At 45.4% G+C, this 14,058-nt stretch carries 18 protein-coding genes; 8 read left to right on the top strand and 10 right to left on the bottom strand.

Annotation, left to right across the window (positions count from 1 at the left end):
* Positions 1-86: 86 nt before the first annotated feature.
* A complete protein-coding gene (locus QUA56_RS10125) occupies positions 87-890 on the bottom strand; it encodes a DUF2267 domain-containing protein (RefSeq protein WP_333356614.1) in 804 nt (267 codons plus the stop codon).
* A gap of 640 nt (positions 891-1,530) precedes the next feature.
* On the opposite strand from QUA56_RS10125, the gene QUA56_RS10130 reads away from it, so the two are divergent.
* Complete coding sequence (locus tag QUA56_RS10130; protein WP_333356615.1) at positions 1,531-1,989, top strand: response regulator; 459 nt, start codon at positions 1,531-1,533, stop codon at positions 1,987-1,989.
* Here the strand turns inward: QUA56_RS10130 and QUA56_RS10135 are convergent.
* Together QUA56_RS10135 and QUA56_RS10140 are read right to left on the bottom strand one after the other, a co-directional pair.
* Positions 1,958-2,374 carry a DUF2294 domain-containing protein gene (locus tag QUA56_RS10135; protein ID WP_333356618.1) on the bottom strand — a complete coding sequence of 139 codons (417 nt, stop codon included), beginning with the start codon at positions 2,372-2,374 and terminating at the stop codon, positions 1,958-1,960. The two genes, QUA56_RS10130 and QUA56_RS10135, sit on opposite strands and share 32 nt — an antisense overlap.
* Before the next feature lie 461 nt (positions 2,375-2,835).
* Entirely contained in the window at positions 2,836-3,213 is a 378-nt protein-coding gene (locus QUA56_RS10140) for a BON domain-containing protein (protein ID WP_333356621.1), read from the bottom strand.
* Positions 3,214-3,237: 24 nt separating this feature from the next.
* On the opposite strand from QUA56_RS10140, the gene QUA56_RS10145 reads away from it, so the two are divergent.
* Positions 3,238-3,417, top strand: coding sequence for a hypothetical protein (locus QUA56_RS10145; protein WP_333356624.1), 180 nt, complete (start codon positions 3,238-3,240; stop codon positions 3,415-3,417).
* A gap of 523 nt (positions 3,418-3,940) precedes the next feature.
* Here QUA56_RS10145 and QUA56_RS10150 read toward each other — a convergent pair.
* Positions 3,941-4,225 carry a glycogen-binding domain-containing protein gene (locus tag QUA56_RS10150; RefSeq protein WP_333356626.1) on the bottom strand — a complete coding sequence of 95 codons (285 nt, stop codon included), beginning with the start codon at positions 4,223-4,225 and terminating at the stop codon, positions 3,941-3,943.
* Positions 4,226-4,917: 692 nt separating this feature from the next.
* Here QUA56_RS10150 and QUA56_RS10155 point away from each other — a divergent pair.
* Complete coding sequence (locus QUA56_RS10155; protein ID WP_333356629.1) at positions 4,918-5,166, top strand: hypothetical protein; 249 nt, start codon at positions 4,918-4,920, stop codon at positions 5,164-5,166.
* Between the two features lie 166 nt (positions 5,167-5,332).
* Here the strand turns inward: QUA56_RS10155 and QUA56_RS10160 are convergent, their stop codons facing one another.
* Positions 5,333-6,178 carry a cyanophycinase gene (locus QUA56_RS10160; RefSeq protein WP_333356631.1) on the bottom strand — a complete coding sequence of 282 codons (846 nt, stop codon included), beginning with the start codon at positions 6,176-6,178 and terminating at the stop codon, positions 5,333-5,335.
* Positions 6,179-6,535: 357 nt separating this feature from the next.
* Complete coding sequence (locus QUA56_RS10165; RefSeq protein ID WP_333356634.1) at positions 6,536-6,733, bottom strand: hypothetical protein; 198 nt, start codon at positions 6,731-6,733, stop codon at positions 6,536-6,538.
* Between the two features lie 350 nt (positions 6,734-7,083).
* Here QUA56_RS10165 and QUA56_RS10170 point away from each other — a divergent pair, with 350 nt between their 5' ends.
* From QUA56_RS10170 to coaBC, 4 genes are all read left to right on the top strand, one after another.
* On the top strand, positions 7,084-8,994 hold the full coding sequence (locus QUA56_RS10170; RefSeq protein WP_333356637.1) for an ATP-binding protein: 1,911 nt from the start codon (positions 7,084-7,086) through the stop codon (positions 8,992-8,994).
* Positions 8,995-9,390: 396 nt separating this feature from the next.
* Positions 9,391-10,017, top strand: coding sequence for an alpha/beta hydrolase (locus tag QUA56_RS10175; RefSeq protein ID WP_333356640.1), 627 nt, complete (start codon positions 9,391-9,393; stop codon positions 10,015-10,017).
* A 45-nt stretch (positions 10,018-10,062) separates the two neighbouring features.
* On the top strand, positions 10,063-10,275 hold the full coding sequence (gene isiD, locus QUA56_RS10180) for a protein IsiD (RefSeq protein ID WP_006632739.1): 213 nt from the start codon (positions 10,063-10,065) through the stop codon (positions 10,273-10,275).
* Between the two features lie 378 nt (positions 10,276-10,653).
* Complete coding sequence (gene coaBC / locus QUA56_RS10185) at positions 10,654-11,853, top strand: bifunctional phosphopantothenoylcysteine decarboxylase/phosphopantothenate--cysteine ligase CoaBC (protein ID WP_333356643.1); 1,200 nt, start codon at positions 10,654-10,656, stop codon at positions 11,851-11,853.
* Positions 11,854-12,004: 151 nt separating this feature from the next.
* On the opposite strand, the gene QUA56_RS10190 is transcribed toward coaBC, so the two are convergent.
* From QUA56_RS10190 to QUA56_RS10205, 4 genes are read right to left on the bottom strand one after another with little or no spacing between them, the layout of a single operon-like run.
* Positions 12,005-12,394, bottom strand: a complete 390-nt coding sequence (locus QUA56_RS10190; RefSeq protein ID WP_333356646.1) for a transcriptional regulator — start codon at positions 12,392-12,394, stop codon at positions 12,005-12,007.
* Positions 12,363-12,764 (bottom strand): type II toxin-antitoxin system RelE/ParE family toxin, encoded by a 402-nt coding sequence (locus tag QUA56_RS10195; protein WP_333356648.1) that lies wholly within the window; start codon positions 12,762-12,764, stop codon positions 12,363-12,365. The genes QUA56_RS10190 and QUA56_RS10195 overlap by 32 nt, the downstream gene beginning before the upstream one ends.
* Positions 12,716-13,093, bottom strand: coding sequence for a transcriptional regulator (locus tag QUA56_RS10200; RefSeq protein ID WP_333356651.1), 378 nt, complete (start codon positions 13,091-13,093; stop codon positions 12,716-12,718). Before QUA56_RS10200 ends, QUA56_RS10195 begins: the two co-directional genes overlap by 49 nt.
* Positions 13,090-13,410: a type II toxin-antitoxin system RelE/ParE family toxin gene (locus tag QUA56_RS10205; protein ID WP_333356654.1), complete on the bottom strand. Its 321-nt coding sequence runs from the start codon at positions 13,408-13,410 to the stop codon at positions 13,090-13,092. The genes QUA56_RS10200 and QUA56_RS10205 overlap by 4 nt, the downstream gene beginning before the upstream one ends.
* Before the next feature lie 150 nt (positions 13,411-13,560).
* On the opposite strand from QUA56_RS10205, the gene QUA56_RS10210 reads away from it, so the two are divergent.
* On the top strand, positions 13,561-14,034 hold the full coding sequence (locus QUA56_RS10210) for a hypothetical protein (RefSeq protein WP_333356657.1): 474 nt from the start codon (positions 13,561-13,563) through the stop codon (positions 14,032-14,034).
* The last annotated feature ends 24 nt before the right edge of the window (positions 14,035-14,058 follow it).

The raw sequence follows: 14,058 nt of genomic DNA on the forward strand, positions 1-14,058 counted from the left end.
GTTGATGAGACAAGCTTCTGGCTCAAGAGCGCAGAATGCTGGTTCGTCAACCCGGCTTGTAAGTATTTATACCAGAAAAAATCCCGTTAAGCCGACTCCCAAATTTCCCGAATTCTATCCGGCAAAAAGTCCGCTATTTCCTGAATTCGATCCTGGGACAACTCATCCTTCGTGGCAGAAAATACAGCCGCGATCGCAGTTTCCGGTTTTACCCCAGAAGGAAGTCCGCCTTCTTGTTCCACCCGAAAAGCAAACAAGTCGGAATCGATCGCGAAAGGTGCAGGCCCGTGCCAAGGCGGACGCACCCGGCTCAGCAATCCCACCAGCGGATTCGTATCTTTCCAGAGGTCTGCTATGTCTTTTTGCAGGGTTTTGTCGTCCTCCGGCAAAACTTCTTTGTACAGTTCAGCTTCCACGCGATCGGACGCTTCTGTTGTCATAAAATAGCGCATTGTGCGGTACACCAATTCGGTAATGTCGCGGGCATCAAAAATATCCTCCAAGTGACCTTTGAGCATCACTTTTTCCAAAAACGGCATATCCTTAGAAGCGATTGGAACTGCCGACCCTTCTTGGTGGAGAGACTTGGGAGGATTCGTCTCCATTTTCTGTAACAGTTTCTGGCCTTTTTCTGTTAAATCAGCTTCTTGAAATGCCACTAAAGGCGGCAATAACTCAGCTCCTCCGTAAGGCTCTCCACTAAATTCCGCTTTGATAAATTCCCTTTGGTTGAGGTAGTCCAAATGACCGAGCAATTCCGATTCCGCAACTTCTCTACCGACATACTCCTCGGCTGCGTTCTTAATTTCCGACTCACCCCCGCTGCCTTGGGTGCTGTCAATCTTTTTGAGCAAAATGTAAGTCAGGTCGTCTCTGATTGCAATTGTCATCCAAATCTCCTAGGTTAATATCGGGTTAAACCAAGTAAAAACTGATACTCTTAGTTGCTAAACTTGCGATAATTACTACTTAAAAACCTTGAATTATAAACCTGACAAACAAGTAAGCTGTTAGTCATTTAAATTTATTGTCTGAATCCCTTACAGTATGGGGTATAGTCCACAAATAGTGCAGTTTGAATGTCGAACAGCTTATCTCTCAGAAGGTGGAATTTTTTTAAATTAAGTTGCAGATCGAATCTTCCTTGAGATAGATTCACCGAGGGTGATCGGGGTCTACTTTTGATAGTATCCTGCCAAAGCTCCCGGCACTCTTGAAAGCAATTAAGCGAGGATTATTTCTTAATAATATTTTTCGTATTTATGTTTTGTTACCAAGGCTGACGCACCTGTAGCGCCTAAATTGGTAATTTGCGCTGGGATAGGTAAAAATCAGCAGATGTTATGGCATCGATCGACTGGTGCAGTCTGTGCTCCAGCTTGCATGGATATTGTACAATCGAGCTAGACTGAAGATTAGACATCTGAGAGGTACAAATACGAGCCAATCTGTTTCAAGTGCCGGAGCGCCACTTGAGGAATGCCTCGGGGACAACTTTTTTGATCGAATTAATTTCGTCGATCGGCATTTATGAACTACCCTAATTGGAAGAACAATTTGGAATCCTCGTCTTTCAGTGGCGGTCAACCCCCGGTTGACACCCGCCCTTTAGTGTTGGCTGTAGACGACAATCAGGACAACTTAGAGCTGCTGACACAAATACTCGATTTATTCGGCTGCCAGTGCGTGGGAGCAGTTGACGGGTACGCAGCTCTTTCACTAGCAGTCGATCGAGCTCCCGACTTAATCGTACTCGACATTTGCCTGCCCGATATAGACGGTATAGAATTAGTAAAGCGCATCCAACAAAACCCCGATATCAGACATATTCCGATTGTTGCTATCACAGCACTAGCAAAAGCAGAAGACCGCGATCGGATTCTGAACGCCGGCTGCGTTGCATACCTTTCCAAACCTTTTAATATCAAAGATTTAGAAACTATTATCAGCCACCACCTCAACTCTCAGCCGTTTTTGGTTGAGTTTTAGAGTTAGAACTAGAATCGCGAAATTTAGGTGGATACTCCAAAATTGCGATCGTTCCCGTGCGGCCAGTCTCCAAAGTCGCATCGCTGAGCAAATCAGTGACTCCCACGCCCAAGATTTTTTGGATTAATTCTTTCAGGGGCAATTCGAGAGCTGATTCTAATTGTGTCCGCACCTGCAAAGCCAAATCTTCCTGACCGTTCTGAGCCAGCAGTTTTTCGGGTTGAGTAAGCCCATTTTCGATAACAATTATCAATTTGTTATCCAAAAGATTGCAGAGCGCCTGACTCGTTTGGTGTCCGAGAAGAGAGCGGTACAAAGCTTGAATACCCTGCGCCAGACTCCGTTCTAATTTTCCGCGAGTAGGTTCTAAGGTTTCCCAGGTCATATTTTTTATGTAGAGCAAGATAAGTCAAAAAAACAGTTATAGAAGAAGGAAGTTCGGCAACGGATATAACAGATGGAAGAAGTCATTCGATTTTAGATTTTAGATTTTAGATTTTGGATTGACTTGCGCGAGATAAATTCGGGGGCTTGAGGATTTTAGATTTTAGATTTTGGATTGATTCCACGGATGAATCCGGGGGCTTGTATCCTGGATGCTTTCGGTCAGAAGCAATATCAGAGCTCAGGTTTCAGCAATTAACAACGTCATCACCGTCAGGGCGGTTGCTATAACGGTTAACCGCTAACTGTTAACCGTTATAACTCACATTTTGCACCATTCTAAATAAGGATTTTATGGGCGGGTTCTCCTGCCCACCCACAAGAAATTCATTCTTCGCTTCACAGGCCCGAAAGCCTATTCTTGAGAATGGTGCAACATCTCAGTTATCAACAACCGTCGCGCTAGCCGACAGTAACTTGATCGGTTTCCACCCCAGTTGCCCCCTTCACACCTTTAGCAATTGTCACCAACTTGGTGACAACTTCCTGACTGGGAACAGTACCTTTGAGAACCACCGTAGTGCCATGTTGAGCCACATAAACAGTCTCAATATCCGCAACATCTGGATTTGCATCGAAAGCCTGAGCCACCCGTTTAGCTAAACCGCTTTGATCGTATTCTCCATTCAATCCCAGGCGTTCCGGCGGGATTGTCTGAGTGCTCCCAGCAGGTTGAGCTTGAGCTTGAGATTGAGCAGCAGGTGCTTGGTAAGCGGGAGCTTCAACATTTTCTTGATTTTCAAGTTTTTCTAAACCAAACAGTCTTTTTAGCCAGCCCATAGAGTTTGTCCTCCCACAAAGTTTGTGTTAATTGACGTGTTAATTGACAGGTGGCACGTCGCCGTGCAATTGTTATTCTCAATACCAGGAATTACCATCGCACTCTGGGACGCAAAAACCGGATTTTTCTACAAAAAAGTATCGTTCCAGCCATCCACCAGGGTAGAAAAACCCGGTTTCTTGAGTTGGGTGCGCCACTCGTAAATACAATTTAATGTTGTACAACTTCGCAGATCATCTGCCTGTAGACATAAATTCTCCGGCTTTCAAACAAATACCTGCACTGACCATTCCGGCAAATCAAACTTAAAGCCTTCTTCCCCAATTTCTACGATCGGAACTTGCTTGAGCTTTTCGATATCGAAAGTATTCCCTGCGAGATTTTATCTGGCAAAAATGCGAAAACTTTCGTGCCAGCACCCGTCCATCGGCCCGTCTGCTGCCACGAGTTCGGGAAGTTCGGGAATGTGTTCTGCTATGTTATAAAACATTAACTGAACCGTATTGAACTATAATCCCCAGGATATTCATTAACTGGCATTAGTTCGATCGCATTTATCCCCAAATCGCACAGATAATCTAATTTCTCGATCGCCTGCTGGAATTTACCGCCACTGTCGGAACCATCTGGCCCGGAAAAATCAGCAACGTGCAGTTCGTAAATAACTAATTCTTCTTTTTCGGGGAGTTTTTTGTCGTCGTGCTGCCAAACATAGCTATCAATAATTCATTCCCCGGCTTTGATGCGAATTGTACTTGTATTAGTAGTGCGGTCAATTTCAGTCGCGTAGGGATCGTTGACTTCTACCCATTCGTCCAGCTCAAAACAGGGACTTTGCGACTGAACTCGGAATTTGTATTGATAAATACCGTCTTCTAACTGAATTTTAGTGCGGAAATAACCTTTGTCATCTTTTTCTAAGGCAATTTCATCCCATTTGGAAAATGAGCCGAGCAATGTAGCTGCTTTGTTGTTGGGAGCGAAGAGTTTGAATTCAATTGCAGCGGCCATGAATACCTTATTTGCAAAACTTATAACTGTGATTAGTATTCATTTTGACAATTTTGCAAATCAGTCGCCATCGTTCTGAAGAGTTAAACCTGAAACTCTTATATTGTAAGGTGTTTATGGGCGCACCCGGAGGATTTAGTAAGATGCGCCCCTAAGCACTCGGAGGCCAGATTTAAATCTAAAATGTAGTTAAAGTAACTAAAAATTATTAAGCGCTGTTTATGAAAAGTAATTTAACTTTTGATAACTAGATAAATCGCGGCGAATATTTAAGATTTGTAACTAAAGGAACATTTTTTAGCTAACAGAGCTAATACCGTAGAAAGATGACATTTTAGGCGGAAACGGCGAGGATGAGCTTGTAATTATAAGGCAAGGGAAACCAGAAAAATGAATCCTTTATTCAACTGGATTTTCGCGCGATCGACTTTAAGTCAAGTTTGAGCCGAGAATAGCAATGATTATTTTTGCTTATGTCTTGGCAGCACTTGTTTTCTAGTTTTTGACTCGCAAACTTTGCAGAATCCACCTCAGCTTTAACGACTGCTGCTACATCAGTAATTGGTAATCGGTGAAAATCTTATCCGTCCCTGTTACCCGTTAGATATTCCGAGCAGCGGCTCTAGGGTTCTAAAAGTTTAATTTGGGATGTTGGCAAATTACCGTTACTGTACAACTCTGGAGTGTTAAAAATGCTAAAACAAATGTGCTGGTTGCCCAGACTCGGAGGCAATGGAGAAAAGATATTGCACTTGCGAACCGAAGCCCGTCAAGCGTGGCGGCCTTACACAGCTTTTCCGCAGTTCGCTGCATCCGACTACCGGGAACCCGACGGTTCTAAGGGATGGGCAACATTTCAGAAGCTGAAAACTCAAGGGTGGAATTTAATTTCGACTGAAGAAGGGCAGCAGTCGTATTTTGACCAACAGAAAAGTGCTTAAAAAACCAGAAACCGCAGGAATAAAAGAAGAGGAGTTTACCTCTTCTTTTTATTAGTTCTCAACAAAGTATCGGGGTTTAAAAACCCGTATACTTCGTTGAAGCGGTAAGGTGCACAGTGCACACCTACATAATTTTGACATTTACTTTAGCAGCCTTGCAAGTAAATTAGGCGATCGCCGTTTCCCTTTCTGCTGTAGTTGTTAAGTTATCGAACACCGGCTGGTGAGTTTTCAAGTTAAACCGGTATCCGTGGGGGAGTATGTGCAACTTGGCGCCGCAAATCGCCAAACCCTCATCCTTCAACCGTCCATCTATATTGTCGTGGAGTTTTTCCGACTCGTCGATGATTGTTACAGCGCTTTCGCCAATGACTTCCAACTCGTCACCGCTGACTAAAATAGCTGTATTTTCGTCAATACCAAATCCCAACACGGCCGGTTGCAGCAAGAGTGCGGTAACTAAGCGTCCCAGACGACCTCGCTGGGCGAAATGCTGGTCGATGACAACTCCGGGAAGAAAACCCATTCCCGGGCCCATTGCTACCACCTCAACGCGGGGATTTGTCTCCGAGTCTCCTTCAATAATCATCATGTCTGGCATCATCGCCGCGCCGGCACTGGTGCCGCCAATGATAATCCCTTCCGAGTAGCGTTTGTGCATAGCTACGTCGAGTACGGTGTCTTTCAAGCAGTTAATAATCCGCGCTTGCTCTCCGCCGGTAAAGAATATGCCAGTAGCTTGCTGTATTGCTTCTAAATAATCTGGATTGTTGGCATCTTCGGGTCTCTGGGTGTCAACAACTCGCACATCTTCAGCGCCGAGTCGCTCAAACACTCGGATGTAATTATCTCCTACTTCTCCCGGCAAGCTGGTCGCAGCCGTCATGATCGCAATGTGGGCTTTAGTGCCTCCGGCGCACCGCAAGAATTCCCGCAGAATCTTGCAGTCCCCCTCTTTGTCTTCCGCACCGCCAATAATTAGCAACTTCCCCTGACTTTCGTTGCTCGCCATATTATCTCCACTTTTAATTTATTAAATTTCACTAAAACACAAAATTCTTTTTTCTGAAAACTGCCAAAAGGTATAGATAGATACACAAAAATCTCGGAACTTGATGATGCCTGGACGCACAAAACTCAAGGGTTCTGGGGTTTGTTTGCTCGATCCCCGGGCTGTAAGGATGTTTTTCCTAAAAAAAACCTACCCCCCTAACAAAATATAGGAGGGGTCAAAAAATGAGTTAAATTACAGGACTTACGCGCGCGGGTCATAAACTCGGTTTCTGACTGGATACTTCCCTCATAAACCTCTTATTGCTCGTAGAAGCCGGGTTTACGAGCGTAAGTCCTAAATTAGTCCGATCGCCCGTTAGTGCGATCGCTCGATCAAATTGCTCAATACTGTACGCGCCCGTTCTAAAGGTAGGTGTCTGGGTTTACCGTTCCAGACAATCTGATATTCGTTGCTGTTTTGACCGTCGCCGTAGCCAGAAATCAGCTTGCGGTGAAATGCTTCCTCAGCTAAGTGGTGAACTTTATCCCTGAGAGCAGTTTGTGCTATCTTCATATTTGCTGCCTCTTAAATTCTCTTTCACAGTCATAAACAATTTAAGCGGGCGCTGCACCTCTCAAAAGTTATAGGTTTTTTTTGTGAACTGGGAAGAAAGCAGTCATTAGTCATAAGTGCTGAGTCATCACTGCTCAGTCAGATGTTGAAGGAAGAAGGAATATTTTCCCACTCTCCCCCTATCCCCATTCCCCCACTCTCCCACTCTCCCACTCCTCCTCTCCCGCTATGCTGAAGGCAGAGTTGCTCGGAGTATTGGTCTCACTGCTGCAATATCTATGCCTGCAGGTAGTATCCCATGCACAGACTAGAAAGTTACTGTAAAAAGTTAGCTCAAAGGAGGTTAGAAAATGCTGCAAGAAAAAAGCACCGAAATATCCCGCGTCAATGCTCGAAAAACCGATATATTTGATGTTTTTAACTTCAAACACTATATCGGGCCAAACCCTCATTTAGACACAGCGGCTTTAGTTTTCGATTTAGCGATGACGGGCGCGAGGGAACCTTTGCCGATCGCACATTACCATGAAATTATCGGCGATCGCTACCCGCAACTGCTGCAGGAAACTTTCTCAAACCACGCCCAACTGTTCGGCCGTACCGCCTCAGAAGTAGCAAAACTCGACATGGGTTTGCATTTCCAGCACTGGAATGTCCAGCCGTTTTCTCAGTTTAACAGAATCAGCATAGAAGCACTTCACGCCCGCAGCGCCCGAGCAGTAGTTTACGCTGTGTGGGATTGGTTTGAAGCCATCAATCAAAATCAAGACTTCCCCTTGGAAGCACAAATGGGCGCACTGCAAAATATGTTCCGGCAGTCAGTTTACGGCGGCCCGACAGTTTATTCGTTAATGCGATCGGCATCCCAAAAAGGCATTCCCGCATTTTATTTGTGGGATGAAGGATTGATGCAATACGGTTACGGCAAAAAACTCGTGCGCGGCTCTGCAACTACTTTTGATTCTGACAGCCATTTAGACTCAGATTTTACCACGCGCAAAGACGATTGTAAAGCTTTTCTCGCTACATTAGGATTTCCTGTTCCCAAAGGCGATATCGTCTCTACAGAAAACGGAGCTCTGGCAGTTGCTAGAGACATTGGCTACCCTGTTGCTATCAAACCAGTAGTCGGTCATAAAGGAATAGGCGTCACAGCAGATGTTCGAGATGCTGAGGAATTGCAGGCCGCTTTTAAAAGAGCTGTTAAAGCAATTCCCGAAACAGCATCGGTGCGAATAATTGTGGAAAACAGCATCAAAGGATCGGATTTTAGGTTGTTGTGCGTTGATGGCAAATTTGTTTCTGCAACTGAACGCCTACCCGCTTCGGTAACAGGGGACGGCGAATCAACAATTCGCGAATTGATCCGCCGTGAAAACCGCAAACCAGAACGTTTGGATACGCCAACTTCGGCCCTGAGCAAAATTCAGTCCGACGAAGCGATGGAAATGTATCTGGAAGAACAAGAGCTGTCATTGGATAGTGTCCTAGAGGGCGATCGCACTGTGTCTTTACGCAAAGTCGCCAATCTTTCCGCAGGCGGCGTCAGCATCGACGCTACCCAGACTATTCACCCGGATAACATTGTTTTGGCTCAAGATATCGCCCTACATTTTCGGTTAACTTGTTTGGGGGTTGATGTGGTAACAGAAACTCTGGCAAAATCTTGGAAAACAGGCAATTTTGGGATTCTCGAAATCAATGCCGCGCCGGGAATTTTTATGCACCTCAACCCGGCTGTCGGCGAAGGTGTTGATGTGCCTTCGCATATTATCGAAACTTTCTTTGAATCGGGAAAATCAGCCAGAATTCCGATTATTACTTTCAACCGAATTTCGGTGCAGGACTTGCAAGAAACAATCGACCACATTCTGTTGCAGCATCCCGATTGGACAATCGGTGCTGTTTGTCGCGCTGGACTTTTTGTCAACCGTTCAGAAAAAGTTTTGAATAAGAATTACAATCTTAACGTGCAAACTTTGCTGCGGAATCCCAAGCTCGATTTGTTAATTGCTGAATATCCCGAAGATATTTTGGAAGCTGAGGGAATGTTTTATCGGGGCAGCAATATGGTGGTGCTGGACAATCCGGGGGAAACTGAGATGATTTTGGTTCGAGAAAGCACTGATGATGATACTGTTGTGGTGAAGGAAGGAAGTAATATTTCTGTTCGTCACCAGGGGTTGATCGAACAGTATACTCTGGGGGATGGGGAACCGTTTATACGGGTTTATTTGAAGGAAATAGGGACTGTTTTGTAAGCAAGGTCGGACACGGCATTGCCGTTTCTTGCGCCCCATATCGAGCTCTCCCTTGGGATTTAACTATCACCCGATTAATTGTAGGGACACGGCACGGCCGTGTCCTGACTACCCCAAAATAATCACGCTCTCCCCTGGGATGTAACTATCCCCCGATTAATTGTAGGGACACGGCAGTGCCGTTTCCTGACTGTGGGTAATATTAATTCCTCTGGCACCGGATTTGATATGAGGTGCCAGAGGCGCACCCTACAGTTAACTGTTAACAGTTGGAATTATTGGCAAGCGCGTCTTAATTTCGTCAAGTCAAATCTCGCCCAAAACAAATATCTGGGGTTTTACCCGTCGCAACAATTTATAATTTTCGCAAGGCCAGATTACCAATTACTAATTACGATGTCTTTACAATTTATTAGCATTCCGCCAAAAACCGATCGCAAACCTGTCGCTTTGATTGTCGCTTTGCACGGATGGGGTGCTAATGCTCGCGATTTGACTTCCTTAGCACCGGCTTTCAATTTGCCGGATTATCAGTTTGTGTTTCCCGACGCCCCGTTTCCCCATCCCCAAGTAATGGGCGGCAAAGCGTGGTATGACCTTCAAAGCGAAGACGCTCCAGGATTGGTAGAAAGCCGGCAATTGCTGAGAGAATTTTTGCTGTCTTTGGAAAACAGCACGGGTGTGCCTTTGTCTCGCACGATTTTAGGCGGTTTTTCTCAAGGTGGAGCGATGACTCTGGATGTGGGATTGACTTTGCCCGTAGCCGGTTTAATTTGTCTGAGCGGTTATTTGCACTCCTCGATTTCAACCGTTGCTGGGAGTGCTTTGCCGCCTGTTTTAATCGTGCACGGTACTCAAGATACTATTGTGCCCGTTAGTGCTGCTGTGCGATCGCGCGACAGTTTGACTGCTTGGGGAACTGCGGTGCAGTATCGAGAATTTATCATGGGACACGAGATTCTGCCCGAAGTTATAGATGTAATGCGAAGTTTTGTTGTTGAAACTGTGTCGAAATCTGATTAAAGGCTTAGGATATAGTATGGCGGAAGTCTCGGGCAGGGGAAAAAAATGAAAACTTTAACCAAAGCATCGCGCGATATTGCTGTACTTACTTCTCAGGACGTGGCAGAATTGGCTGTCCGTTTGGAAGTTGACGATTATACAGATCCTTTTGAGGGATTGAATGATTGGCATTTGTTGCGATCGCTTGCCTTTCAGCGGCCGGAGTTGGTCGAACCTTATCTCCACCTTCTGGATATGGAAGCCTACGACGAAGCATAGTCTAAAAAATCTAGCTCAAAAATTTCGACGGAATTGAGGAAGAAGTTAACAGCATATTTTGTTGTGAATTGAACAGATGAGTTATGGATTTTTGTCTATTTTCATCTTAATTTCTTTCTTGATTCTTTTTTATGCACAAATGACCGGCTCATCGATCGGGTTTTTGACAAAAATACGGCGTGATGCCCGATAGATATTGGTAAAAAAAACAGGTTGATGAAAGTATTTGTGCAAGTCCTGATGAGAAAATGACATCGTTTCCGTTTCTATCGGCATAATAATTTTCGGAGTGCAGTGCGAGCGTCTCGCTCGCTTGCTTATATCTTTTTAGCGAGCGGGACTATAGTACAATTCCGATGTTACCGGATTTAATATGACATGAAAGGCAGACGAATTTTAATCGGCGTTAGCGGCGGGATTGCGGCTTACAAAGTTTGCGAAGTAGTTTCAACTTTAGCGAAAGCTGGAGCTGAAGTTAAAGCTATTCTTACTGATGCGGCCGGGGAGTTTGTAACGCCTTTGACTTTTGCTACTCTTTGCCGCCATCCTGCTTTTACGGACAAAGATTTTTGGCAAGCAAGTCACGGCCGCCCCCTGCACATTCAACTGGGAGAATGGGCGGAAGTTTTTGCGATCGCTCCTTTGACAGCTAATACTTTGGCTAAGTTGGCGGGGGGTTTTGCTGATAATTTGCTGACTAATACTGTCTTAGCTTCTACTTGCCCAATTTTGCTGGCACCGGCGATGAATACGGATATGTGGGAACAGCCGGCGGTGCAGCGGAATTGGCGGGAAGTTTTGACTTATCGGCGCTATCATGCTGCGAATCCGGGGGCGGGAATGCTGGCGTGCGATCGCGCGGGTGTCGGCCGGATGGCAGAACCTTATGAGATTTTGCCTCATATTGAATCGCTGTTGTATGCGAAGGGCGATCGAGATTTAGCGGGAAAACGGGTGTTAATCAGCGCGGGAGGAACGCGGGAACACCTCGATCCGGTGCGGTTTATCGGCAATCCTTCGACGGGTAAAATGGGCGTAGCTTTGGCGCAAGCTGCACAGCACCGCGGCGCGACGGTGACGCTGGTACATAGTATCACTGGCGAATTACCTCTGTCAGGCGTGCGGGCGATCGCAGTTACGAGTGCACAAGAAATGCGGCAGGCGATGCTGGAATGCTTTCACGATGCGGATTTGACGCTGATGGCGGCGGCGGTGGCGGATGTGAAACCGGCTGATTACAGCAGTGAGAAATTACCAAAGCGATCGCTCCCCAATTCTTTACCGCTAGCACCGGTAGCGGATATTGTGGCAGAGTTGGGAAGATTGAAACAGCCGCACCAAAAACTCGTCGGGTTTGCAGCACAAACTGGGGATATTGTCAAGCCGGCTTTGGAGAAATTGCGATCGAAGAAATTGGATGTAATTGCCGCAAACCCGATCGACAAAATAGGTGCAGGTTTCGGCAGCAATACCAATCAAGCAATATTAATTAATGCCGCCGGCAAGCAACTAGAAATTGCACCTTGCAGCAAACTAGAAATGGCTCATCGCTTGTTTGATTTTGTGAGGGAAGGGTGATATCAATTCCGTTAGCATCGGAATAATATAAACGGAGGAAACGGCTTGGCCTTAGTCCCTACCACGATCAATTGTAGGGACTAAGGCCAAGCCGTTTCCTCTATATCATAAGGAGTGCAGCCGGAATTGATATGAGGGCGCGATTTACTTCTTAACTTGCATTAACTGGTTCGGGCGATAATTCTGATTCCCCAATCTCCGTTGATTCCGAGTCAGCCGACAACTCAATATCTGCGACAGTAATTTCTAGTTTAAATCCTAACGCTTCGAGCAATTCTACAAAGCTATAAATTTCCGAACCGCCGCTTTCAGTCAGCATCTTATCGAGTTTTTCGTGATGTTCTTTTGCTGACTCCGAAAGAGCATTCATCCTGATTTTAGCCTCAATCACATTTCTGATGGCATTTCTCAAAAGTGCGGGTTCAGGGTCTTTTTCTTCCAAAATAGCCCCGATGTAACCAGCAGCTTCTTCAGCCTCTTTGAGAGATTCAATTAGGTACTCGCGGTAGCTATGACTTGTCGGTGCTTTCACGTCTTTCATAATCTTTCCAGTATGCTATGGCTTGTCGAATATCTTGTTCTTGAGTGCTTTTATCTCCGGCTACCAGGATGACCACCACTGTCAACCCAACTTGTCCGAAGTAGACGCGGTAGCCCGGGCCATAATTAATTCTGAGTTCAAAAACTCCTTCTCCTACTGACTTGATATCTCCGAGATTGCCTTGTTGAACTCGGTCAAGCCTAGACTTGATTCTAACTCTGACATTCCGATCGCGGACGGAATCAAGCCATTCGTCGAAAGGAAATTTGCCATCTGATGTACCGTAACTTGTAATTTCTCTCTCGTTGTACTTCCATAATTTTATCGCAGTCGATCGGCAATTTCTATCGTAGGGCGATCGGTAGTACATTCAGCAGACAACTCAATATCAGCCATATGAATTCCTAGTTTAAATCCTAACGCTTCGAGCAGTGCTACAAAGCAGAAAATTTCCGAACCTGCACTTTCTGAAAGCATCTTGTCAAGCTTTTCCCATTGAAGTTGAGCTGACTCTGATAAATTGTTGAACTTTAGCCGAGAATCTACAACATCTTTGAGTACCATTTGGAGCAATTTAGGTTCATCGCTTGCTTCTGTCAATGTCACCTCGATATAACCTGCTGCTTCTTGGGCATTTCTCAGAGATTCTAGCAGAAATTCTTGGCAACTCCTACTCGTTGGTGCTTTCTCGTCTTTCATAGTCTCTCCAATATTGAATAGCTTTGCCAATATCTCGCTCTTTCCTTTCTCTTATCTCCACCTATTAGCAGAAGTACAATTGTCAGCCCGACTTGTCCAAAGTAAAGCCGATATCCAGGGCCAAAGTCAATTTTGAGTTCAAAAACTCCTTCTCCGACGGACTTACAATCTCCTAGATTACCAGTCATGACTCGCTTAAGCCTTAACCGAATCCTGTTTTTGCCTGTGGTATCCCGGAGCGAGTTATACCAATCTTCAAAAGGATTTGTCCCATCGGCTTTCAGGTAGTTGCGAATTTCCCTGGGTTTTACTTCCATGATTTTATCGTACTTGATTAACAATTTCTCTAGTAAGTGCGATCGACAGTCCATTCAACAAGCAAATCATACTTAAGACAGAGGCATTCGAGCGACAAAATAGTAAACCTTGTTTGAGGAACAAAGTTTAAATCAAACAGGGCATTGTGAATGAATTTAAGATCGATCGCAAAAACCAATCTACTATTCGGCAGCCTGATAATTAGCCTCGGATTGCAAGCACTTCCAGCCGCAGCGCAACCAGTCACGGACGCGCAAATTACTGCCCTCGTAGAAGCGCTGCGACAAGCCGCGCCGCCACAAACCGCAAATGACGGAATGTACAGTCAGTGGCAAGTTTTACCGAACAATATTTCCCGCTGGGCAAAATTCTGTACCAAACAAGATTTAACACCGCAACAATTTGAGGCCGACGCCACAAAAGCCAAATCAATTGTTACCTGTATCGTGCGCGATTTGCTGCGCGACGAATACAAAGCTAGCAGCAACAATGAATTAACCGCTGTACGCCGCGCCGCTTGCTGGTGGATGACAGGGGACTCCGCAGCTTGCAAAAGTGGCGCAACTGCTACTTTTGCGGAGAAAGTTGTCAAAGTTTACCAGCAGCAGCGTCCTAAAAAGTAAAGTTTGTGCTGGCGGAATTTAGAT

The sequence above is a fragment of the Microcoleus sp. N3A4 genome (genome assembly GCF_036701805.1).
Classification (GTDB): domain Bacteria; phylum Cyanobacteriota; class Cyanobacteriia; order Cyanobacteriales; family Microcoleaceae; genus Microcoleus.